Here is a 22752-nt window from a genome sequence, read left to right as displayed (position 1 = left end):
GAAAAACCCGGTTTCAAATATGTAATTTGGTCGATTGACCCCGAACTTGTGGGGCGGGGTCGCAGATACAGGCAATTTGATGGCGCCTTTTTGTATCTTTCTGTCGAACAAGCGACAACCCAGGAAACAGGCACTTTTTGACCGCTTTTCAAGCGCTCGAACAGCGCTCTACACTGTACCGGTACAGTTCCGGGACATGTTCCGGGGGAAGGTGGGCTTGCGCGTTGGCATGGCCACGCCGCAAATCCCGCCCGGTCTGTAGCCCTGGCCGCCAGGACTATAAGAATTACAACAGAATGAGTGGAGCACTATGATCAAGATTTCCAAGCTGTTCGCCGCAATGGTACTGGCCGGGGTAGCCAGCCATTCGTTTGCCGCCGATACCATCAAGATCGGCATCGCCGGTCCGAAGACGGGTCCTGTGACCCAGTACGGCGACATGCAGTTCATCGGCGCCAAGCAAGCCATCAAGGATATCAACGCCGCGGGCGGCGTCGATGGCAAGATGCTCGAAGCCAAGGAATACGACGACGCGTGCGACCCTAAACAGGCCGTGGCAGTCGCCAACAAAGTGGTCAACGACGGCGTCAAGTTCGTCATCGGCCACCTGTGCTCCAGCTCCACCCAGCCTGCGTCCGACATCTACGAAGACGAAGGCGTGATCATGATCACCCCGGCCGCCACCTCGCCGGAAATCACCGCCCGTGGCTACAAGCTGATCTTCCGCACTATCGGCCTGGACAGCGCCCAGGGCCCGGCCGCCGGCAACTACATCGCCGACCACGTCAAACCGAAGGTGGTTGCCGTGCTGCATGACAAGCAGCAATACGGTGAAGGCATCGCCACCGCAGTCAAGCAAACCCTCGAGAAGAAAGGCACCAAGGTTGCCGTGTTTGAAGGCCTGAACGCTGGCGACAAAGACTTCTCCTCGATCATCCAGAAGCTCAAGCAGAACAACGTCGACTTCGTCTACTACGGCGGCTACCACCCGGAGCTGGGCCTGATCCTGCGCCAGGCACAGGAAAAGGGCCTCAAAGCCAAGTTCATGGGCCCAGAGGGCGTGGGTAACGACTCGATCTCGCAGATCGCCCAGGGCGCTTCTGAAGGCCTGCTGGTTACCCTGCCGAAGTCGTTCGATGCCGACCCGGCGAACAAGAAGATCGCTGACGCCATCAAGGCTGACGGCAAGGATCCAAGTGGCCCGTTCGTGTTCCCTGCCTACTCGGCTGTCGAACTGATCGCCCAGGGCATCAAGGCCGCCAAGTCCGAAGACACTGCCAAGGTGGCCGAAGCCATCCATGACGGTACTTTCAAGACGCCGACCGGCGACCTGTCCTACGACGCCAAAGGCGACCTGAAAGACTTCAAGTTCGTTGTCTACGAATGGCACTTCGGCAAGCCGAAGACCGAAGTCTCCCCTCAGTAACTGCGTGACTAAATAGCTGACCGTAAAAAGCCCACTGTGCGAGCAGTGGGCTTTGTTTTACGAGGTTCATGGGCCAGATCCCCGCGATCCGGGGGCAGGCCCACCTGAAAATCTTAAAACCGTCACCCGCGGTTTCCTGGCCTTACCCCCGCCAGCGAAATGCAAATCAGGTTTTTAGGAGCGCTGTAATGCCTGAGATCTACCATTTCTTCCAACAACTGGTTAATGGATTGACCATCGGCAGCACCTATGCCTTGATCGCCATCGGTTACACGATGGTGTACGGCATCATTGGCATGATCAACTTCGCCCACGGCGAGGTGTACATGATCGGTTCCTATGTGGCCTTCATCGCCCTGGCGGGCCTGGCCATGATGGGTATCCATTCGCTGCCGATCCTGATGACCGTTGCCTTCGTCGCGACGATATTCGTCACCAGTGCCTATGGCTACAGCATCGAACGGGTTGCCTACCGCCCCTTGCGTAACAGCAATCGCCTGATCCCGCTGATTTCCGCCATCGGCATGTCGATTTTCCTGCAGAACACGGTTTTGCTGTCGCAAGACTCCAAGGATAAATCCATCCCCAACCTGATCCCCGGCAGCTTCTCGTTCGGGCCGGGCGGTGCTGAAGAAGTCCTGATCAGCTACATGCAGATCCTGGTGTTCGTGGTCACCCTGGTAGCCATGACCCTGCTCACCCTGTTCATCTCCCGTTCCCGCCTGGGCCGCGCCTGCCGCGCCTGCGCCGAGGACATCAAGATGGCCAACCTGCTGGGCATCAACACCAACAACATCATCGCCCTCACCTTCGTCATCGGTGCCGCCCTGGCAGCCGTGGCGGCCGTGCTGCTGAGCATGCAGTACGGGGTGATCAACCCTAACGCCGGTTTCCTGGTGGGCCTGAAGGCCTTTACCGCGGCGGTGCTGGGTGGCATCGGCAGCATCCCGGGCGCCATGCTCGGCGGGCTGGTGCTGGGCGTGGCCGAAGCCTTTGGCGCCGACATCTTCGGCGACCAGTACAAGGACGTTGTGGCATTCGGCCTGTTGGTTCTTGTCTTGCTGTTCCGGCCGACCGGCATTCTGGGCCGCCCGGAGGTTGAAAAAGTATGAACAAAAATCTCAAACAGGCGTTCTTCAGCGCCTTGCTGGTCTGGGCCGTGGCCTTTCCGGTACTGGGCCTGAAACTGAGCATCGACGGCATCAGCCTGGTCGTGCACAGCCAGGGTTCGTTCACCATCAGCATCATTGCCGTGTGCTCGGTACTGATGTTCCTGCGTGTGCTGTTCGACAAGCAGTGGAGTTCGGTAATGGGCCGCCGTTCGGATCGCAAGCTGATCCCACCGGCCGTCAGCAACTACCTGACCCTGCCCAAGACCCAGCGCTATGTGATCATTGGTCTGATCGTTGCGGCACTGGTGTGGCCGTTCTTCGGCTCGCGCGGTGCGGTCGACATTGCCACGCTGATCCTGATCTACGTGTTGCTGGGCCTGGGCCTGAACATCGTGGTCGGCCTGGCGGGCCTGCTCGACCTCGGTTACGTGGGCTTCTACGCCGTCGGTGCCTACAGCTACGCCATGCTCTCGCACTACCTGGGCTGGAGCTTCTGGGTGTGCCTGCCGATCGCCGGCCTGATGGCCGCCACCTTCGGCTTCCTGCTTGGCTTCCCGGTGCTGCGCCTGCGCGGTGACTATCTGGCGATCGTGACCCTCGGCTTCGGCGAGATCATCCGCCTGTTCCTGCGCAACCTCACCGACTGGACCGGCGGCCCCAACGGCATCAGCAACATCCCCAAGCCGGAGTTCTTCGGCCTGACCTTCGAACGCCGTGCTGCCGAGGGTATGCAGACCTTCCACGAGTTCTTCGGGCTGGAATACAACTCGATCAACAAGGTCATCTTCCTTTACCTGGTGGCCCTGCTGCTGGCCCTGCTGGCGCTGTTCGTGATCAACCGCCTGCTGCGCATGCCGATCGGCCGTGCCTGGGAAGCCCTGCGTGAGGACGAGATCGCCTGCCGTGCGCTGGGCCTGAACCCGACCATCATCAAGCTTTCGGCCTTCACCCTCGGTGCCTGCTTCGCCGGTTTCGCCGGCAGCTTCTTCGCTGCCCGCCAAGGGCTGGTGACGCCGGAGTCGTTCACCTTCATCGAGTCGGCAATCATCCTCGCCATCGTCGTGCTCGGCGGCATGGGCTCACAACTGGGCGTGATCCTCGCGGCCATCGTGATGATCCTGCTACCGGAGCTGATGCGTGAGTTCAGCGAATACCGGATGCTGATGTTCGGTGCGCTGATGGTGTTGATGATGATCTGGCGTCCGCAAGGCCTGCTGCCTATGCAACGTCCCCACATGGAGCTGCATCGATGAGCCGTGAAATTCTGCAAGTCAGCGGCCTGAGCATGCGCTTCGGTGGCTTGTTGGCGGTCAACGGCGTGGCCCTGACCGTCAAGGAAAAACAAGTGGTGGCGCTGATCGGCCCGAACGGCGCCGGCAAAACCACCGTATTCAACTGCCTGACCGGCTTCTACAAGCCCAGCGGCGGCACCATCCTGCTCGATGGCCAGCCGATCCAGGGCCTGGCCGGCCACCAGATCGCCCGCAAGGGCGTGGTGCGGACTTTCCAGAACGTGCGCCTGTTCAAGGAAATGACTGCACTGGAAAACCTGCTGATTGCCCAGCACCGCCACCTGAACACCAACTTCTTCGCCGGCCTGTTCAAGACCCCGAGCTTCCGCCGCAGCGAGAAGGAGGCCATGGAACGCGCGCAGTATTGGCTGGAGAAGGTCAACCTGACCGAGTTCGCCAACCGTACCGCCGGCACCCTCGCCTACGGCCAGCAACGCCGGCTGGAAATCGCCCGCTGCATGATGACCCAGCCGCGCATCATCATGCTCGACGAACCGGCAGCGGGCCTGAACCCGAAAGAAACCGAAGACCTCAAGGCACTGATCGCCTACCTGCGTGAGTCGCACAACGTCACCGTGCTGCTGATCGAGCACGACATGAAGCTGGTGATGAGCATTTCCGACCATATCGTGGTGATCAACCAGGGCACCCCCCTGGCCCACGGCACGCCGGAAGAGATCCGCGACAACCCTGATGTGATCAAAGCCTACCTGGGGGAAGCGTAAATGCTGAAGTTCGAAAACGTTTCCACCTTCTACGGCAAGATCCAGGCGTTGCACAGCGTCAACGTGGAGATCAACCAGGGCGAGATCGTCACCCTGATCGGCGCCAACGGTGCCGGCAAGTCGACCTTGCTGATGACCCTCTGCGGCTCGCCGCAGGCGCATAGTGGCAGCATCAAGTACCTGGGTGAAGAACTGGTCGGCCAGCCGTCCTCGCACATCATGCGCAAGAGCATCGCCGTGGTGCCGGAAGGCCGCCGCGTGTTCGCCCGCCTGACCGTCGAGGAAAACCTGGCCATGGGCGGTTTCTTCACCGACAAGGGCGATTACCAGGAGCAGCTGGACAAGGTGCTGCAGCTGTTCCCGCGCCTGAAGGAACGTTACATCCAGCGAGGCGGTACCATGTCCGGTGGCGAGCAGCAAATGCTTGCTATTGGCCGGGCGCTGATGAGCAAACCCAAGCTGCTGCTGCTCGACGAACCTTCGCTGGGCCTGGCGCCGATCATCATCCAGCAGATTTTCGACATCATCGAACAGTTGCGCCGCGATGGCGTGACAGTGTTCCTGGTGGAGCAGAACGCCAACCAGGCGCTGAAGGTCGCTGACCGGGCGTATGTGCTGGAGAACGGCCGGGTGGTGATGCAAGGGACGGGTGAAGCATTGTTGACTGACCCGAAGGTGCGCGACGCGTACCTGGGCGGTTGATCGGGAAAGGGCCTTCGGGCCCTTTTTCATGCCTGCTGAATGTGTATGACTTGTGATCCCCGCACACCCTGCGTAACGTGGCCAGCTTTCACGGCAAAGATCCCCCGGAGCCCGCCCCATGCGCCTCACCCACACCCTGCTGCTCACTGCCCTGCTGCCCCTGCTGCCCCTGTTCGCCGGCTGCCAGCTTATGGCTGAGGCCCCAAGCGACCCGAACATCGGCACCACGCGCATGCAGGGCGAACTGCGGGCCGCCGGTGGCCAGCTGCTGTTCAAGCCGTGCAGTGAAAACCGCACCTTCGTGATCAACGACGTCGGCGCAACCGGCATCTTGCAAGAAGCTGCCAACCTCGCCAAAGACGCCAATGACAAGCTGTTCGCCGACGTCCGTGGCCGCCTCACCGGTAGCAAGCAGGCCAACAACGACGGCCAGCTGGAAGTGCGCCGCCTGTACCGCCTGGAACCCTCCACGCGTGCCTGCGAAGACCCGAACTTCAAGCAGCTGACCCTGCGCGCCAACGGCCATGAACCCGAGTGGGACATCAAGGCCAGCGGCAAGGGCATGGTGCTCAATCGCGTGGGCCAGCAGCCCCTGCCCCTGCCATTTCTGGAAGAAGAAGTGCCCGGCGGCGGCCTGACCCTCACCAGCGAAGCCAACGGCCAGCACGTGGAACTGTGGGTTGCCCCGCAGCGCTGCGTAGACACCGCCACTGGCGCCATCCACCACCTGCGTGCCGAACTGCGGATCGACGGCAAAACCCTGCAGGGCTGCGGTTACTACGGCGGTGCACGCGACAACTGATCGCCGGGTGCTTTTATCCTGCCAGTCGGGGCGGCTAACAGCTTATACTTGGCGGTTTGTGTAACGCCGCCGGCCGCCCATGGCCGGGATACTGGACCCTGCCATGCTACGAATCACCGAACTCAAGCTGCCCCTGGACCATCCCGACGAAGCGCTGCGTGAAGCCATCGTCCAGCGCCTGGGCATCCGCGACGAGCAACTGCTCAGCTTTAACCTGTTCAAGCGCAGCTACGATGCACGCAAAAAGAACAGCGAGTTGCTGTTCATCTACACCATCGACCTCGAAGCCAGCAACGAAGCCGAGCTGCTCAGCAAGTTCGCCGACGATTACAACGTCGTCGTGGCACCGGACGTGACCTACAAGTACGTCGGCCATGCCCCGGCCGACGTGCAGGAACGCCCGATCGTGGTCGGCTTCGGCCCGTGCGGCATCTTCGCCGGCCTGTTGTTGGCGCAGATGGGCTTCAAGCCGATCATCCTTGAACGTGGCAAGGAAGTGCGCCAGCGCACCAAGGACACCTGGGGCCTGTGGCGCAAGAGCGTGCTCAACCCCGAGTCCAACGTGCAGTTCGGTGAAGGCGGCGCCGGCACGTTCTCCGACGGCAAGCTGTACAGCCAGATCAAGGACCCGCAGCATCACGGCCGTAAAGTGCTGGAAGAGTTCGTCAAGGCCGGTGCGCCGGACGAGATCCTGTACATCAACAAACCGCACATCGGCACCTTCCGCCTCACCGGCATGGTCGAGCAGATGCGCCAGGACATGATTGCCCTGGGTGCCGAGGTGCGCTTCCAGGAAAAGGTCACCGACCTGCTGGTCGAGGACGGGCAGCTGACCGGCGTGGTGCTGGAGAGTGGCGAACAGCTGCACTCGCGCCATGTGGTTCTGGCCCTTGGCCACAGTGCCCGCGATACCTTCCGTATGCTGCACGCCAAGGGCGTGTACATGGAAGCCAAGCCGTTCTCGGTGGGCTTCCGTATCGAGCACCCGCAGACGCTGATCGACAAGGCGCGCCTGGGCAAGTACGCCGGCCACCCGAAACTCGGCGCCGCCGACTACAAGCTGGTGTACCACGCCAAGAACGGCCGGTCGGTGTACAGCTTCTGCATGTGCCCGGGTGGCACCGTGGTCGCCGCCACCAGCGAACCGGGCCGGGTGGTCACCAACGGCATGAGCCAGTACTCGCGTAACGAGCGCAACGCCAACTCCGGCATCGTCGTCGGCATCGACCCCGAGCGCGACTACCCGGGCGGCCCGCTGGCCGGCATCGAACTGCAGGAGCGCCTGGAAGCGCATGCCTACGTGATGGGCGGCAGCAACTACCAGGCCCCGGCGCAGCTGGTGGGTGACTTTGTCGCCGGCCGGCCGTCGACCGCGCTGGGCAGTGTCGAGCCGTCCTACAAACCAGGCGTAACCCTGGGTGATCTGGCGCCGAGCCTGCCGGACTTCGCCATCGAAGCAATCCGTGAGGCACTGCCGGCATTCGACCGGCAGATCAAAGGCTACAACCTGCATGATGCCGTGTTGACCGGGATCGAGACGCGGACCTCGTCGCCACTGCGCATTACCCGGGGTGAGGATTACCAGAGCTTGAACGTGAAGGGACTGTTCCCCGCAGGTGAAGGCGCGGGGTATGCCGGCGGGATCTTGTCGGCAGGTGTCGATGGGATTCGTATTGCCGAAGCCGTGGCACGGGATATGCTCGGCCTCTGATCCGTTATTGCCTGCCAGGGCCTCTTCGCGGGTAAACCCGCTCCCACAGGTATTGCACAGCTTTCAGATTCTGTGCAGTACCTGTGGGAGCGGGTTTACCCGCGAAGAGGCCCTGGCAGGAATCAGAATTATCCGACCCACACATCAGACTTTCCCTCCCCCCTTCCTCTCCCTTCTGCATCTAGGCTTCACACAGCCCAGCCGGCAACACCATATAACAAAAACGAATATAGTTTTTGTTTTAAAGCATATCGCCACAGGCTAGGGTGTACGCCCGTACCATTCGTAAACTGCTCATGGAGAGCCTAAAGCCCGTGCGTAGCCTGTTCACCCGTTTCTTCCAGCTTGAAGCCGCCAGCGGCCTGCTGCTGATCGCCGCCGCCGTTCTGGCACTGGTCATCAACAACTCGCCACTGTCCTACCTGTACAGCGGACTGCTCGATGTCCCCGTCGCCGTGCAAGTAGGCGCGCTGAACATCGCCAAACCCTTGCTGCTGTGGATCAACGACGGCCTCATGGCCCTGTTTTTCCTGCTAATCGGCCTGGAGGTCAAGCGTGAGGTGGTCGACGGCCACCTTTCAAAGCCGTCCCAGGTAATCCTGCCTGCCACTGCTGCCGTGGGCGGCATGGTGGTGCCGGCATTGATCTACTGGTTCATCAACCGAGACAACCCGGCAGCCGTTGCCGGCTGGGCGATCCCCACCGCCACCGACATCGCCTTTGCCCTCGGCGTACTGGCCCTGCTGGGCAAGCGCGTGCCGGTGTCGCTGAAGCTGTTCCTGATGACCTTGGCCATCATCGACGACCTGGGTGCGATCATTGTCATCGCCCTGTTTTACTCCGGTACCCTGTCGAGCGTGTCGCTGCTATTGGCCGCAGCCTGCCTGGTGGTGCTGATCGCGATGAACCGGCTTGGCGTTGTCAAGCTTGGGCCGTACATGATCGTGGGCCTGATCCTGTGGGTCTGCGTACTCAAGAGCGGCGTGCATGCCACCCTGGCGGGTGTCGCCCTGGCCTTGTGCATTCCGCTGCGTACGCGTAACGCCGAGACTTCGCCACTGCTGGCCCTTGAGCATGCCCTGCACCCTTGGGTCGCCTACGCCATTTTGCCACTGTTTGCCTTCGCCAACGCTGGCGTCTCGCTGGCAGGCATGACCGTAGAAAGCTTCACCCACCCGGTGCCGATGGGCATCGCGGTTGGCCTGCTGCTGGGCAAGACGGTGGGCGTTTTCGGCCTGACCTGGCTGGCGATCAAACTGCGCCTGGCTGCATTGCCTGAGGGTGCTGGCTGGGGGCAAATACTGGGGGTGGCGATACTCTGCGGCATTGGCTTCACCATGAGCCTGTTCGTTGGCTCACTTGCCTTCGCGCCGGGTAGCAGTGATTACGCCGGCATGGACCGCATAGGTATTCTCACCGGCTCGTTCTTCGCCGCAGTGATCGGCTACATCGTCACCGCCATGGCCAGCCGCAAAACCCGTGTTGGTTGACTTGGCTGAAGCATGAAAAAACCCCGACTGGCAGCAGCCATGTCGGGGTTTTTTCTTACTGCGCTTCGGTCAGTGCGAAACGCGGCTGGTACCGTCAACCGTCATGATGCGCACGCGATCGCCCACACGGAAGATTTCATTCTCCTGCACGGCCTGAACATAGGCACGCATGCTGCCGTCGTCCTCACGCACGGTGACTTCGACGCCTTGGGTACGGGTCAGGCCTTCTTCTGCTGCGGAACCTGCCAGACCACCAGCCACGGCGCCGATCACGGCGGCAACGATACTGCCGCGGCCACCGCCGACGGCGCTGCCGGCCACACCACCGACGATGGCGCCAGCGCCGCCGCCGATCGGGGTCTTGGTACCTTCGATCTTGACCGGGCGCAGGGATTCGATGGTGCCCATGCGCACGGTCTGCACGCGGCGGGCTTCGTCACGGGAGTAGCTGTCACCGGTCAGGCTTGAGGCACAGCCCCCCAGCAGCAGCGACATGGTGGTAAAGGTCGCCACCAGCAAAGCGGATTTACGCATGGGTAAAGTCTCCATAAGTCAGGTGCTCATTAGACGCTGCACGTTGACGGCTGTCACGGTACAAACGTAATAAAATTGTTTTCATTCAGCCGGGGTACAGCCGGTGCGGTTGTGCCATTGGCCATGCAATTGAGACCAAGGATAGCCATGGATTACTTCATCGTCGTGGTCACCACCGTTGCGGGGCTGTATTTCCACGGGTGGTTGTATGTGCGCATGCGCCGCTGGATGGACCGTGACCTGGCGTTGTCGCTGGCGGGGGCGGACCAGGGGAAGCGGGACTTTATGCTGAAAAGGCTGGAACAGGCGCGGGTGGAGAAGGTGAAGCGCAGGGAGCTGGCGGGGTGGTTGGAGCGGGAGGCGGCGGGGTATACGGATTAGCCTGGAGGAGTTTTTGGGGCCGCTTCACGGCCCCAAAAATCTCAGGGTGCCAACCGTTCCCGAAGCCATTGTCCATCGACAAAACGGTAGTTCAACCGGTCATGCAGGCGGCTCGTCCGCCCCTGCCAGAACTCAACGCGTTCGGGCAGCAGGCGGTAACCGCCCCAATGCTCCGGACAATGCGGCTGGGTGTCGGAGAAGCGGGCTTCGGTGGCCTTGACCAGACCCTCCAGCTCTTCACGCCCGGCAATCACCCGGCTCTGCGGCGAAGCCCAGGCCCCCAGGCGGCTGCCCAACGGGCGTACCTGGTAGTAGGCATCCGACTCCTGAGCCGACACCTTTTCCACCCGCCCTTCGATGCGGACCTGGCGCTCCAGCGCCGGCCAGAAGAACGTCATGGCGGCAAAGGGTTTGGCTTGCAGTTGCTGGCCCTTGGCGCTGTCGTAATTGGTGAAAAAGGTGAAGCCCTGCTCGTCGAGCCCCTTCAGCAGCAATACACGGCAATGCGGGCGGCCTTCACCATCAACAGTCGCCAGGGTCATGGCGTTGGCTTCCACCGGCGCCTGTTCGGTTTTCACCGCATCGGCAAACCACTGGTGAAACAAAGCGAACGGCTCCCCCGGCGCCTGGGCTTCTGCCAGGCCATCACGGGTGTAGTCGCGGCGCATATCGGCCAGGGATTGGGTCATTGCTGCGTTCCTTGACGATCAGTTGGTCTTCGCAGGGCTGTTGGCAGCTACTTTCTTGTCAGCGGTAGCTTTCTTGGCGGCTGGCTTGGCAGCTGCCTTGGCCGGCGCGGCTGTTTTCTTGGCCGCGGTCTTGGCAGGAGCCTTGGCCTTGGCAACTGGTTTTTTGGCCGCAGGCTTCTTCGCTGCTGGCTTGCTGTCGACAGCTTTGGCGGCAGGTGCCTTGGCATCCTGCACCGCAACCATCGAAGCAGGTGCAGCTGCCGGAGTGGCCTGCTGGTACTTGGCCAACAGCGCGACCATGGTGTTCTGCGGGGTCAGCAGCATTTCCACGCGGCGGTTCAGGGAACGGCCCTCAGCACTGTCGTTGGCCGCGCGTGGCATCACCGAGCCCATGCCCTTCAGAGTCAGGCGGTCACGCTGCAGGCCGCTGAGGCGGAAGATGGCCGACACCGAAGCGGCGCGCTCCAGGCTGAGTTTCTGGTTGGCAGCGGCAACACCGCTGCTGTCGGCATGGCCCAATACCAGCACGGCAGTCTTGGTGTCACCTTCGACGGTCTTGGCCACGCGGGTGATCGGGCCAAGGGTCATTGGCAGCAACATGTTCGGGCGATCAGGGTTGTACGAGCTGTCCACCGGCAGCGTTACCGCCAGCACATTGTCGCGGCGCTCCAGCTCCAGCTTGCTGTCCTTGATGGCTTCGCGCAGCTTGGGTTCGTACTTGTCCAGCCAGGCCTGGGTGGCCTTCTGGTCGATCTTCGGCACGACCGGCCCTTTGGCCTGCTTGTCATCACCGCCGAACGGCCACCACCAGCGGCTTGCGCTTTCGGATTTGGCATCGGCCTTGGCCACATTTTCAGTGACGGCTGCCTTCACTTCCTGCTCGGCGACCTTGTCCGAACCGAAAGGCCACCAGCTGGAGCCACCTTCCTTGGAGCCGTCCGGAGAATGACTGGCGCAGCCGGTAACGGCGGTCAGGCACAGGGCGAGTGCTAAGGTTTTATGTGAAGACATCAGCGATACACCATGAAATAGAAAGAGATTTTGCCAACACAACTAGCGCGTTGGCATTGAGGATAGTCAAAGGGGTGGGGCAATACCCGCATTACCCGATCAAAGGCAATCGGCAAGGACACGTACCAGTTTCTGGGCGCGTGGGTCCATGAGCACGTACGGGCCGAGGGTATTGACCACGAAACCGAAGGCCACATCGTGCTCCGGGTCGGCAAAGCCGACCGAGCCACCTGCACCTGGGTGGCCGAAGGCACGGGCGCCGAGGCCAAAGGTGGCATTGGCCACATCGGGCTGGTCGAGCATGCAGCCCAGGCCAAAGCGAGTCTGGGTAAGCAAGGTACGGTCCTGGCCGAGGCTGTGCTCGCGGGTCAGTTCGTCAAGCAGTTCGGATTCGAGCAGGCTGCCGTCCAGCAACCCGGCATAGAAACCCGCCAGGCTGCGGGCATTGCCATGGCCATTGGCTGCTGGCTGTTGCATGCGCCGCCATTCCGGCTTGTTGGTGCTGGTGAGGATCGCCGGCGGGTTGGTGAAGGCACGGGTCGACAGCGCCTCGGGCTCGCGCATGGTCACCTGCAGCAAGCGCTGCGCGGCAGCATCCCCGGGGTTGCCTTTGCCACGGGCGATGTGCGCCACGCGGTAGAACTCCTCCTCGGCCAGGCCAACATGGAAGTCCAACCCCAACGGCCGGGCGGTGCGTGCCACGATCGAGTCGCCAGGGCCTCGGCCATCGGCGCGGCGAATCAACTCGCCGATCAGCCAACCATAGGTGATGGCGGCATACCCGTGTTCGCTACCGGGGGTCCACCACGGTGTTTCAGCCGCCAGGGCATTGACCATGGCCTGCCAGTCATACAGGGCTTCAGCTGGCAGCAGCTCGCGGATGGCCGGCAGGCCGGCGCGGTGGCTGAGCAGCTGGCGCAAGGTGATCGACTGCTTACCGGCCTGGGCGAACTCAGGCCAGTAGTTGGCCACCGGGGCATCGAGGGCCAACTTGCCCTCACCCACCAGTTGCAGGGCGGTGACGGCAGTGAACGTTTTGGTACAGGAGAACAGGTTGGCAATGGTGTCGCTGTGCCAGGCCTGCTGGCCATCTTTGTCGGCACTGCCGGCCCACAAGTCGACGACGGTTTCGCCACCGACCTGAATGCACAGCGCAGCGCCACGCTCCTGGGGATCTTCGAACAGCGCGGCAAAGGCTTCGCGCACGGCTTCGAACTTCAGCTCATAGTGACCCTGGATCTGCACCCGCTGTACCCCGTACGACCATGTCCAAAAAAGGTGTGCATTGTTTCAGTAGTTGGGGGTTTTGCAAACTGGCTTGGGCCAAATGGTCGCGACGAACGGTAGCTTCGTGCTCAGGGTGCCGGTTTTTCCAGCTGGGTGCGTAACTGGCCCATCGCCTGCAAATTGCTCTTGCGCACGGCATCGACAAACCCCGTGTACGACACATCGGTAATCGCCACCAGGCCAAGGTGGCCGTTCTCGCCGTCAAGCAGGCGACCACTGGCTGGCTGGTCGAGGTACTGGAACCAGTGCGCGCCAACGATCATCGGCTGCGCCAGGGCCGCCTTGAGGAAGTTGCCATAGGCCGGGCCACGGTCTTCTTCTCGCGCCAACTCCAACGGCCCCGGCCAGAACGGCCCGCGATCGCGCGAACCAAACTGGAACTCGGACACCAGCACCGGTTTGTCCAGCTCGGCCAGCCGAGCGAAGTCGTAGCCGTCCTGCGGCTTGAGGGTATAGAAGTTGAAGCTGAGCACATCGCAGAACTCGGCACAGGCCTTGACCGCCTCTGGCGTGCTGACCGCATAGCGGCCACCGAGCAGCAGGTGATTGGGGGCATGCCACCTCAAGGAGTCGGCAATGGTCTTGAAGTAGGTCTCGGCGAACACCTGCTGGAAGTACTGGTAGTCGCGCTCGATTTCCGGGTGTTGCGGGTCAGGCAACGGCGCCTCGAAGCCCGGGTCTTCCATCAGCTCCCAGGCGGTCAGTTCGATGCCCCACGCCTTGGACAGCCCTTCCTGGTTACGGTACTTGTCGCGCAGCTGCTTGAGGAAGGCGCGCTTGGCCGGTACATCGGTGGTCAGGCGCAAGGTGCCGTAGGCCAGACCATACCGGGCCTTGGGGTCGCTGCCCGGGGCAGCCCAGGCCAGCTCGTTGTCGGCAAAGTAGCCGATCAGCCAAGGGTCGTCACGGTGATCACGGGCGGCGATGGCCACGGCGCGCTCGGTGGCCATGGCAAAACGCGGGTCGAACGGGTCGGGCATGCTGCCCCACCAGTCCATGCCGGTGCTGATGCTGGCGTAATCACCCACGATCGACAGCGGCAAGGTGTAGGGCATACGTTTGGCCTGGCCCAGGGCGGGTTCGCTCCAGTTACCAACCGTGTTGAAACCCCAGGCTTGCAGCCGGTCGAGCGCGTGCGCTTGCCAGCGGCTAGCGTCCAGTGCCAGTGGCGGGCAGTTGGCCGGCTGCCCTTGTGCGGCAGGCGGGCAGGGTTTGCCGTAGGTACGCTGCACATTGGCGGCATAGAAGTCGAACCAGCGCCCTTGCTTGAAGTTGCGCCCTTGCGACGAGGCATTGCCATCGTCGTTGTTGCCGTCGCCATAGAATGCGGCCAGTGCATCGCCCTCGCCCGGCAACGCCTTGAACATGCTTTCACGGCCGGCAACGTAAGTACGCCCACCGTCTGCAGCAACGGCATTCACCCCCAGGGAATAGAACGGGTGCCCCTCCGGCGTTACCAGGTACCAGCGGCCATCACGCTTTTCGGTGCGAAAGAAGCCCTTCGCCTCGAACGCAGGCCCGGCCAGCAGCCCGCCGTAACCGTCCAGTTGCTGTTTGTCACGCTCAGCCAGCCAGCCTTTGAGCTGTTGCTGTTCACGCGTATCGGCCGCCTTGAGCTGCTCGTCATTGGCGACCTTCTCGGGCCAGTTGCCGCGAGTGGACTGACCATAGGCATCGATCAGGTCCAGATACGCCGCCTTGTAGGCCTGGTCGTCATCCTGGATGCCCACCCGCTCGATCAGCAGGTTCTGCGCGACCTTGGGGTTGGGGATGCTCAGGCTGACCGAGGCCACCTGCTTGAGGTCTACCGCGCCGGCGCTGCTGGTCAGCAGCAAGCGCTGGCCGTCATGGTTCCACGGCATGGGCGGGCCGGCGCGCATGCCCTGGCTCAGCGGCGAGCTGGCCGTCAGCGGCACCATCACGGTTTGCGCGGGGCCGGCCGGCAGGTCGATCCGGCTGGTCAACGTGCGGCCATCGCTGCCCTGCACCGTGACATCCACCGTCAACGCCCAGTCCATGGCACTTTGCAGGCGCAAGGTGAGGAACTGCCCGGCGGACCAGTCCCACACTCCATCTTGGGGGCTCAGGCGCAGAGTCGGCCGCTGGGCCGGGTTGAACACCACACGCCGCAACACCTCGCCCTGCGCCGTCTGCTCCGCGTTGTACTGCGGCATGCCGGCATCCTCGGTCGCCACGTTGACCACCGAGGCCGGGCGTACGAAGCTGAACAGCGTCTGCTGCCCGGCCAGCAAGGGCGAGCTGAACAACAGGGCGAAAACAGCGGGCAGGGTACGGCGGACCATAAGGCTGGGGCTCTCCTTCAGGGCCGGCATGGCCCAGGACTGAGTAATGGACAACGCGCCGGAGCAAGTGCTCCGGCGCGTCAGCAAATCTCCCGCCGGAACGGCGGCAGCGCATTGAGAATAGCCTTGCCGTAGCGCTGGGTGACCAGGCGCCGATCCAGCAAGGTAATGACACCACGATCCTGCTCGGTACGCAGCAGGCGACCGCAAGCCTGGATCAGCTTCAATGAGGCGTCGGGCACTGCAATTTCCATGAACGGGTTGCCGCCCCGGGCCTCGATCCACTCCGCCAGCGCGGCTTCGACCGGGTCATCGGGCACGGAAAATGGAATCTTGGCAATCACCACATGCTCGCAATAGGCGCCAGGCAAGTCGACACCCTCGGCAAAGCTTGCCAGGCCGAACAGCACGCTGTGCTGGCCATCGTCGACCCGCGCCTTGTGCTTGTTCAGGGTTTCCTGCTTGGACAGGTTGCCCTGAATCAGTACCAGCTTGCGCCAGTCACGGTCCAGGCCATCGAACACGTCCTGCATTTGTTTGCGCGAGGAGAACAGCACCAGAGCGCCGCGGGCACCTTCGACGATGTTCGGCAGCTCGCGGATAATTGCCGCGGTGTGTGCCGCCGCGTCGCGTGGGTCGGCCTTGAGGTCGGGTACCCGCAACAGGCCGGCGTCGCCGTGCACGAACGGGCTGGGCACCACACAGGTCACCGCATCACGCGGTAAACCCGAGCGCATGCGGAAGCGGTCGAACTTGCCCAGCGCGGTCAACGTCGCCGACGTCACCAGCGCACCGTGGGCAACGCTCCACAGGCTGCGGCGAAGCATTTCGGCGGCAAGGATGGGGCTGGCGTTGACCTCGATGTCGAACATCGCACCGCTCTCGGCCAGCGTCAGCCAGCGCGCCATGGGCGGGCTGTCTTCCGGATCTTCGGCGGTAAAGGCCGTCCACAGTTCCCAGTTGCCCTGGGCACGGGTGACCAGGCTACCGAACAACGGGTACCACTCCTCGGCCTGATGGCTGGCGATGCCAATGTTGACCTCGCCGTCCATGCCTTCCTTGAGCAGGTCGGCCAGGCGGGTGAACAGATCGTTGAGGCGGGCAAAGCCCTTCTTCAGCTCGATGCCCACTTCGCGTATCTGTTCCGGCACGACGCCGCCTTCGAAGCGATAGCGCGGGCGCTCACGGCCCTCGGTGTCTTCACTGGGGCGGAAGTCGGCAACCTGTTCGCAAAGGGTGAACATGAACTGCTGCTGGGTGCGCACTTCCCGCGCCAACTCCGGCACCTGCTCGATGTACTTGCCCAGGTCGCCGGGCAGCGGGTGCTGGGCCAGCAACTTGGTCAGGTTCTTGGCGGTCTGTTCCAGCCAGTCTGCGGTTGAGCGCAGGCGCGAATAGTGGGCGAAGTGGCCGATGGCCTTGTCTGGCAGGTGGTGGCCTTCGTCGAACACGTACATGGTGTCGCGCGGGTCGGGCAACACCGCACCGCCGCCCAGGGCCAAGTCGGCCAGCACCATGTCGTGGTTGGTAACGATCACATCGACCTTGCCCATGCCTTCACGGGCCTTGTAGAACACGCACTGCTGGAAATTCGGGCAGTGCCGCCCGGTGCACTGGCTATGGTCGGTGGTCAGGCGGGCCCAGTCCTGATCTTCCAGGGCTTCTGACCAACTGTCACGGTCACCGTCCCAGCGGTTGCCGGCAAGCTTCTCGATCATGCTGTTGAACAGCTTCTGGCTGCGCTCGTCGACTTCGATGCGGAAGCCTTCTTCCTCGAACAACTGGGCAGTGGCCGACTGGGCGTGGCCCTCCTGCAGGAGGATGTCGAGCTTGGACAGGCACAGGTAGCGGCCACGGCCTTTGGCCAGCGCGAAGCTGAAATTCAGGCCACTGTTACGCATCAGGTCGGGCAGGTCCTTGATGACGATCTGCTCTTGCAGGGCCACGGTCGCAGTGGCGATCACCAGGCGCTTGCCGGCTGCCTTGGCAGCCGGGATCGCAGCCAGCGCGTAGGCCACCGTCTTGCCGGTACCGGTGCCCGCCTCGACGGCAACCACGGCAGGCTCGCCCGCGCGGCGGCCTTCATCGTCGCAGGCGATGTCGCCAAGTACCTTGGCCACTTCGGCGATCATCAGGCGCTGGCCATAGCGCGGCTTGAGGCTTTTGGCTTCGAGAAAACGCGAGTAGGCGCCCTGGATGGTGGCTTTGAGTTCGGTGCTGATCATGGTCTGCAGGCGCCCGTAGGGCTGGATATATTTTCAGTGTTTCGCATGGGCGGCTATCATACCCCGCTATTGCCCTTTATGCCGCATGGAGATCCGGATGCTGGCCTTTGCCCTGCCCTACACACTGCATGTTCTGGCTGCCCTGGTATGGGTCGGCGGCATGTTCTTCGCCTGGCTGGTGCTGCGCCCGGCAACGGTTGCGGCCCTTGAAGGGCCTGCGCGGCTGCGCCTGTGGGTGGAAGTTTTCCGACGCTTCTTCGGCTGGGTCTGGCTGGCGGTGGCGATATTGGCGATAAGTGGTATCGGCATGTTGCACATGCGTTTCAGCGGATTCGAGACTGCGCCAAAGTATGTGCAGGTGATGATTGGCGGAGGCATCGCCATGTTTGCCTTGTTCATGCGCATTCAGGCGTTGCTGCTGCCGGAATTGAAAACGGCGGTGCAGGCCGAGGACTGGCCGACAGGGGCGGCGGTACTCGGGCGCATCCGGCGGATGGTAGGGGTTAACCTGCTGCTGGGCCTGGCGGTGGTAGCGGTGGCCAGTTCGCGCCTGATGTTCTGACAGGCGCTGCCCGGTTCCTGCCGGGGCGCCTCAGAGGTGCTGCAGAATCAGCTCACCTGCGGCACCCGCCAAGCCTGGTTGCCCCGGCTGCCCTGGCCGGCCATTGGCGCCAGCATCGGTGCTGTATACCAGGCACCCCTTGCTAGCCCCACCTTTACCCGCCTTGCCTGCCGCCCCAGGCTTGCCCGGGGCGCCGCCATCCAGGCGCACGACAACGCGCTCTTGCGCGAAGCCCTGCGGCACGCTCAGGCGAATGCGTCCTCCCGGTGCACCATCGTGCCCATTGCCGCCGTCATCGCCATTGGCACCACGGCTGGCCTGGCCCCAGGTGCAGCCACCCGCCTGGCCGTTGCCACCATCAAGCCCCACGTAACCGGGTGCACCTGCACCGCCACGGGCATCGATCACCACCCGCTCGGCATCCACTTCAGTCAGCTTCAGGTCCAGACTACGGCCGGAACGGGCTGCCCGTTGGTAACTGCCCGCTGCCCCGGTCGCAGTGAATTCACTGCCCTCACCCAACCTCGCGCTGCGCGCCTCGATCAGCAGGGGGCTATCGGAGGGGGCAATGGCAATACGCGCATCACGCCCCAGTTCCAGCTGGTCGACTTTCAATTGCGCAAGCGAGGCAGGCAGCAGCAGGGTTGCCGCATCTGCGACGCGCAGGTGCGTGAAGTGCACGCTGGCCGACTTGTCGGGCAGGCGCAGCATGGAGTTGGCAGCAACTTCCAGGCTTTCAGCCTGGGCCAAGGGCGCGGCCAACATGGCCAGCAACATCAGATTACGCATTTCGCGGCGCCTCCTGCGCACGGGGAATGGACATGACATGGAAGATACCTGTCAGCAGGATCTGCAAACGATCGAACCAACGGTGGCTACGCCCACGCAAGCTGCCATTGAAGAACAGCACTTCGAGCAGGTGCAAGCCAAACAGGACGATGCCAGCGGCATTGATCAACAAATTCAAGGGCAAGGGCTGCGGCATCAGCTGATTGAACAACACCACGCCCCAGAAAGCGACCGTCAGGATCTTGCCCAGGCCCAGAATGAACTTCATACCCCCGCCCCTACAGGTTGTTGTTATGTCGAGACGACCCGTTCGAGCGGGCCGTGCGCCCCACATTAACTGCAATGCCAAGGCAGGCGCCAGCACCGCTCAGTTGAGGTGCAGCTCCACCCGTCGGTTGCGCGCGCGGCCCTCCTCTGTTTCGTTGTCGGTGACGGGCTGGCTTTCGCCACGGCCCTGGCTGGTGACCTTGCCCGGCTCCAGGCCCTGGCTGATCAGGTACTCGGCAACGCTGCTGGCACGGCGCTCGGAAAGCCCCTGGTTGTAGCTGTCGGAACCCACGCTGTCGGTGTGCCCGATCACGCTCACCTTGGCTATTGTCGGTGAGTCGAGCTTCGCCACCAGGCCTTGCAGCCGTTGCTGCGCCGCCGGGGTCAGGTCGGCGGAGTCGAAAGCAAACATCACCGCACCGTTGTCGTCGAGGATGATCACCTCTGGCGAGGGCTCAGGTGCGGTGGCGGGCGCAGCGGCCGGATACTCCTTCAGCGGGCAACCCATGTGGTCGACTGCAGTGTTGGCGGGAGTATCGGGACAGTGATCGCGGCGGTCGAAAATACCGTCGCCATCTTCGTCACCATCCTGGGCGTAGCAGATCAGCCCACCGGCGATGGCGCCCAGGGCGCCGCCACCTGCGGCCCAGGCAGAATTTTCAATAGCGCCCAGGCCGCCACCGGCCAGGCCGCCCAGCAGGCTGCAGATGGGCCAGGTCCTTTGGTTGAGCGGCGCGCTACCATCGCTGTGGGTTGCACAACCCGCAAGCAGGCTGGCAGCCACCAACAGCGGCAATGCCGCCTTCGACGTCACACTCATGCTGAATGCTCCTGTGTCATTGGCCACGAACGGCTGACCGGCATGAAGACGCGCCCGCGCCACTGCTCAAGGCACGGGCGCACACCGTCTACCGCTGGATCTTGATTTCGGTACGACGGTTCATGGCACGCCCTTCGGCCGTGGCATTGTCAGCCACCGGCTGGGTTTCACCAGCACCTACCACCGACACAAAGCTGCTGCGTGGTACACCGCTCTCGATCAGGTAGTCGGTCACCGAGTGGGCGCGGCGCTCGGACAGTTTCTGGTTGTAGCTGTCGGAGCCAACGCTGTCGGTATGGCCGCTGACGCTCAGGCGGGCGGATGGCGCTTCCTGCTTCAGGCGCGTGGAAATGGTATTGAGGCGCTCTTTGTCACGGGCAGTCAGGCGGGCAGAATCGAACTCGAAGTGCACGTCGCGGATAACGATGACTTCTTCCTTCTGCACCACCACTTCCTCGACCACGGCAACCGGCTCAGGCGGGCATCCGTTGGCATCGACCTGCACCCCACGCGGGGTACCCGGGCACTTGTCACGGCTGTCTGGCACGCCGTCGCCATCCTCGTCGCCATCGCCATGGGCCCAGCAATAGCCCGCCGCCAGGCCACCGCCCAGCAAAGCACCCCAGCCAGCCCAACTGGAGCTTTCTATAGCGCCCAACGCGGCGCCGCCTACACCCCCGACGGCAGCACACTTCGGCCAGTCGGTTTTTTGCAAACCTGCACAACCAGTCAACACACTGGTGAGCAGTACCAGGGGTAACGCTGTGCGTACTATGCTCATTTCATTGCTTCTCCTAGGGGGAATCGGCATAAGGCCGATCTCTGGGAGTAAAGACCGCGCATTCCAACCCTGCCAGCAATAAGCCACGACGTGATCACATGCCTCTTTGCCCGCACGCTGCGGCCCGCTAGTCTTGGACGACTTGAACGAGGACTGGCAATGACCGACGGTTTTTCCCAACGCACCCCGCAGCAGGCTCTGGCGGCCCTGCTCGAACGCTTCACCCCGCAACGCCTGCTGCTGGTCGGCACGCGTTTTCCGGCGCTGGACGCCTTCGCCCAGGCCCACCCTCAGGTGACTATCGCCACTGCTGCCCCGGGCCCGCTCCCCGCGGAAATGGCGGCCCAGCGTTTTGACCTGGCGGTGCTGGTGGACTGCCTGGAACACCTGCCCAAGCGCACCGGCCTCGAACTGCTCGGCGGCATTCGCAACCTCAATGCCAGCCGGGTAGCGGTGTTGGCCGACCTGGCCGCCTGCGGCTGGCAAGACACCGATTTTTTTGCCCTGGCCCTGTCGGCCAGCGAGAAATTCCGCCGTGACCAGCAGGTATTGAGCCTGTTCACCTATGATCTACATGACTACAAGCAGGTCCCGGACTGGCTCAACGCCAGGTTCTGGGCCAACCCTGAAAACTTTGGCAAGTACTGGTGGTGATGATGAGTGTCTCGGTCTGCCCTTGCGGCAGTGGCAACCTGCTCGACGCCTGCTGCGGGCACTACCATGCCGGTACCCCGGCACCTGATGCCCAGGCGCTGATGCGCTCACGCTACAGTGCCTACGTGCTGGGCCTGGTCGACTACCTGGTGGCCACTACCCTGCCGGCCCAGCAAGCCGACCTGGACCAGACCGCCATGGCGGCCTGGAGCGCCCAAAGCACCTGGCTGGGCCTGGAGGTGGAAGGCGCCGAAGTGCTGGGCGGCCAGCCAGAGCACGGGTTTGTCACCTTCACCGCGCGCTGGCACGACCAGGGTGGCGACCACCAGCACCGTGAACGGTCGGCGTTCGTCCAGCATGCCGGGCGCTGGTACTTCATCGACCCTACGGTCGGGCTCAAGGCAGGGCGCAATGACCCCTGCCCCTGCGCCAGCGGGCAGAAGTTCAAGAAATGCTGCGCCAGCTACGTGGGTAGCTGAGCATGATAGCCCGCGCCCGTCTGCTGCTGCCCTGCACACTGCTGGCATGCCTGGCGTTGCTGGCGGGCTGTGCCAGTTGGGGGGGTGACGACTGGCGCGAACCCCAAGTGCACCTGGTCGAGGTCGAAACGGTCAAGGCCAGGTTGCTGGAGCAGGAGTTCGTGCTGCACCTGCGGGTGGACAACCCCAATGACAGCCGCCTGTTCATCCGCAACCTGTCGTATGCAATACGCCTCAACGACCTGCTGCTGGTGCAGGATGAAGCCAGTGTATGGCGCAGCGTGGGCGGGCACGCCGGGCGCACCTTCAAGATCACTGCACGAACCAACCTGTGGCAGCACCTCAAGCCACTGGCCAAACTGCTTAGAAGCAAGCAGCCACTGCATTACACCCTGCAGGGCGAACTGGCCACCGGGTTGCTCATCCATCGGGACCTGCACTTATCGCGCAGTGGTGAGATAATCCCCGGCGATCACATCCCGGAGTAACCCTGCAATGTCCCAACAACCCCACGTTCATGGCCCTGACTGCAACCACGACCATGATCATGACCACCACCACGATCATGGCCATGTCCACGGCCCGCACTGCAACCACGGCCACCAGGAGCCGGTACGCAACGCCCTGAAGGACGTTGGCCGTAACGACCCTTGCCCTTGCGGCAGCGAGAAGAAATTCAAGAAGTGCCACGGCGCCTGACCTGATCAGGC

24 protein-coding genes are annotated in these 22752 nt (G+C 62.9%); 14 read left to right on the top strand and 10 right to left on the bottom strand.

The window, feature by feature from the left end; genetic code table 11:
* Window positions 1-310: 310 nt before the first annotated feature.
* From P0Y58_08245 to nhaA, 8 genes are all read left to right on the top strand, one after another.
* On the top strand, window positions 311-1426 hold the full coding sequence (locus P0Y58_08245) for a branched-chain amino acid ABC transporter substrate-binding protein (GenBank protein WEK32179.1): 1116 nt from the start codon (window positions 311-313) through the stop codon (window positions 1424-1426).
* A 188-nt stretch (window positions 1427-1614) separates the two neighbouring features.
* The gene (gene livH / locus P0Y58_08240; protein ID WEK32178.1) at window positions 1615-2538 is read left to right on the top strand and encodes a high-affinity branched-chain amino acid ABC transporter permease LivH; all 924 of its coding nucleotides are present in this window, start codon (window positions 1615-1617) and stop codon (window positions 2536-2538) included.
* On the top strand, window positions 2535-3791 hold the full coding sequence (locus tag P0Y58_08235; GenBank protein WEK32177.1) for a high-affinity branched-chain amino acid ABC transporter permease LivM: 1257 nt from the start codon (window positions 2535-2537) through the stop codon (window positions 3789-3791). The genes livH and P0Y58_08235 overlap by 4 nt, the downstream gene beginning before the upstream one ends.
* The gene (gene livG / locus P0Y58_08230; GenBank protein WEK32176.1) at window positions 3788-4555 is read left to right on the top strand and encodes a high-affinity branched-chain amino acid ABC transporter ATP-binding protein LivG; all 768 of its coding nucleotides are present in this window, start codon (window positions 3788-3790) and stop codon (window positions 4553-4555) included. Before P0Y58_08235 ends, livG begins: the two co-directional genes overlap by 4 nt.
* A complete protein-coding gene (locus tag P0Y58_08225) occupies window positions 4556-5257 on the top strand; it encodes an ATP-binding cassette domain-containing protein (protein ID WEK32175.1) in 702 nt (233 codons plus the stop codon).
* 118 nt (window positions 5258-5375) lie between these two features.
* Window positions 5376-6059 (top strand): hypothetical protein, encoded by a 684-nt coding sequence (locus P0Y58_08220; GenBank protein WEK32174.1) that lies wholly within the window; start codon window positions 5376-5378, stop codon window positions 6057-6059.
* A 103-nt stretch (window positions 6060-6162) separates the two neighbouring features.
* Window positions 6163-7770, top strand: coding sequence for an NAD(P)/FAD-dependent oxidoreductase (locus P0Y58_08215; protein ID WEK32173.1), 1608 nt, complete (start codon window positions 6163-6165; stop codon window positions 7768-7770).
* Window positions 7771-8066: 296 nt separating this feature from the next.
* Window positions 8067-9260, top strand: coding sequence for a Na+/H+ antiporter NhaA (nhaA, locus tag P0Y58_08210; GenBank protein WEK32172.1), 1194 nt, complete (start codon window positions 8067-8069; stop codon window positions 9258-9260).
* Between the two features lie 69 nt (window positions 9261-9329).
* Here the strand turns inward: nhaA and P0Y58_08205 are convergent, their stop codons facing one another.
* Window positions 9330-9794: a glycine zipper 2TM domain-containing protein gene (locus P0Y58_08205; GenBank protein WEK32171.1), complete on the bottom strand. Its 465-nt coding sequence runs from the start codon at window positions 9792-9794 to the stop codon at window positions 9330-9332.
* A gap of 147 nt (window positions 9795-9941) precedes the next feature.
* Here P0Y58_08205 and P0Y58_08200 point away from each other — a divergent pair, with 147 nt between their 5' ends.
* A complete protein-coding gene (locus P0Y58_08200) occupies window positions 9942-10175 on the top strand; it encodes a hypothetical protein (GenBank protein WEK32170.1) in 234 nt (77 codons plus the stop codon).
* A 41-nt stretch (window positions 10176-10216) separates the two neighbouring features.
* Here the strand turns inward: P0Y58_08200 and pdxH are convergent, their stop codons facing one another.
* The 5 genes from pdxH to dinG all read right to left on the bottom strand — a co-directional run bounded on the left by pdxH (window position 10217) and on the right by dinG (window position 17690).
* The gene (gene pdxH / locus P0Y58_08195) at window positions 10217-10864 is read right to left on the bottom strand and encodes a pyridoxamine 5'-phosphate oxidase (protein ID WEK32169.1); all 648 of its coding nucleotides are present in this window, start codon (window positions 10862-10864) and stop codon (window positions 10217-10219) included.
* 18 nt (window positions 10865-10882) lie between these two features.
* Complete coding sequence (locus P0Y58_08190; protein WEK32168.1) at window positions 10883-11875, bottom strand: OmpA family protein; 993 nt, start codon at window positions 11873-11875, stop codon at window positions 10883-10885.
* 99 nt (window positions 11876-11974) lie between these two features.
* A complete protein-coding gene (locus P0Y58_08185; GenBank protein ID WEK32167.1) occupies window positions 11975-13120 on the bottom strand; it encodes a serine hydrolase in 1146 nt (381 codons plus the stop codon).
* A 110-nt stretch (window positions 13121-13230) separates the two neighbouring features.
* Entirely contained in the window at window positions 13231-15465 is a 2235-nt protein-coding gene (locus P0Y58_08180; GenBank protein ID WEK32166.1) for a beta-galactosidase, read from the bottom strand.
* Window positions 15466-15545: 80 nt separating this feature from the next.
* Window positions 15546-17690, bottom strand: a complete 2145-nt coding sequence (gene dinG / locus P0Y58_08175) for an ATP-dependent DNA helicase DinG (GenBank protein WEK32165.1) — start codon at window positions 17688-17690, stop codon at window positions 15546-15548.
* A 97-nt stretch (window positions 17691-17787) separates the two neighbouring features.
* On the opposite strand from dinG, the gene P0Y58_08170 reads away from it, so the two are divergent.
* Window positions 17788-18252, top strand: a complete 465-nt coding sequence (locus P0Y58_08170) for a CopD family protein (protein ID WEK32164.1) — start codon at window positions 17788-17790, stop codon at window positions 18250-18252.
* A 30-nt stretch (window positions 18253-18282) separates the two neighbouring features.
* On the opposite strand, the gene P0Y58_08165 is transcribed toward P0Y58_08170, so the two are convergent.
* The 4 genes from P0Y58_08165 to P0Y58_08150 all read right to left on the bottom strand — a co-directional run bounded on the left by P0Y58_08165 (window position 18283) and on the right by P0Y58_08150 (window position 20909).
* Entirely contained in the window at window positions 18283-19041 is a 759-nt protein-coding gene (locus P0Y58_08165) for a collagen-like protein (protein ID WEK32163.1), read from the bottom strand.
* Window positions 19034-19309: a DUF1145 domain-containing protein gene (locus tag P0Y58_08160; protein WEK32162.1), complete on the bottom strand. Its 276-nt coding sequence runs from the start codon at window positions 19307-19309 to the stop codon at window positions 19034-19036. Before P0Y58_08160 ends, P0Y58_08165 begins: the two co-directional genes overlap by 8 nt.
* Before the next feature lie 99 nt (window positions 19310-19408).
* Window positions 19409-20128, bottom strand: coding sequence for an OmpA family protein (locus P0Y58_08155; protein ID WEK32161.1), 720 nt, complete (start codon window positions 20126-20128; stop codon window positions 19409-19411).
* Window positions 20129-20216: 88 nt separating this feature from the next.
* Entirely contained in the window at window positions 20217-20909 is a 693-nt protein-coding gene (locus tag P0Y58_08150; protein WEK32160.1) for an OmpA family protein, read from the bottom strand.
* 159 nt (window positions 20910-21068) lie between these two features.
* Between P0Y58_08150 and P0Y58_08145 the strand changes: the two genes are divergently transcribed.
* From P0Y58_08145 to P0Y58_08130, 4 genes are read left to right on the top strand one after another with little or no spacing between them, the layout of a single operon-like run.
* Window positions 21069-21563: a DUF6231 family protein gene (locus P0Y58_08145; GenBank protein ID WEK32159.1), complete on the top strand. Its 495-nt coding sequence runs from the start codon at window positions 21069-21071 to the stop codon at window positions 21561-21563.
* Window positions 21564-21565: 2 nt separating this feature from the next.
* The gene (locus tag P0Y58_08140; GenBank protein WEK32158.1) at window positions 21566-22042 is read left to right on the top strand and encodes a YchJ family protein; all 477 of its coding nucleotides are present in this window, start codon (window positions 21566-21568) and stop codon (window positions 22040-22042) included.
* Window positions 22043-22044: 2 nt separating this feature from the next.
* Window positions 22045-22530: an LEA type 2 family protein gene (locus P0Y58_08135; protein WEK32157.1), complete on the top strand. Its 486-nt coding sequence runs from the start codon at window positions 22045-22047 to the stop codon at window positions 22528-22530.
* Between the two features lie 7 nt (window positions 22531-22537).
* Complete coding sequence (locus P0Y58_08130; protein ID WEK32156.1) at window positions 22538-22741, top strand: SEC-C metal-binding domain-containing protein; 204 nt, start codon at window positions 22538-22540, stop codon at window positions 22739-22741.
* Window positions 22742-22752 lie beyond the last annotated feature (11 nt).

It is taken from the genome of Candidatus Pseudomonas phytovorans (assembly GCA_029202525.1).
In the GTDB taxonomy this organism is placed as follows: Bacteria; Pseudomonadota; Gammaproteobacteria; order Pseudomonadales; family Pseudomonadaceae; genus Aquipseudomonas; species Aquipseudomonas phytovorans.
Note: the sequence above shows the minus strand (reverse complement) of the source record. Positions and strands in the feature narration are given on the sequence as shown.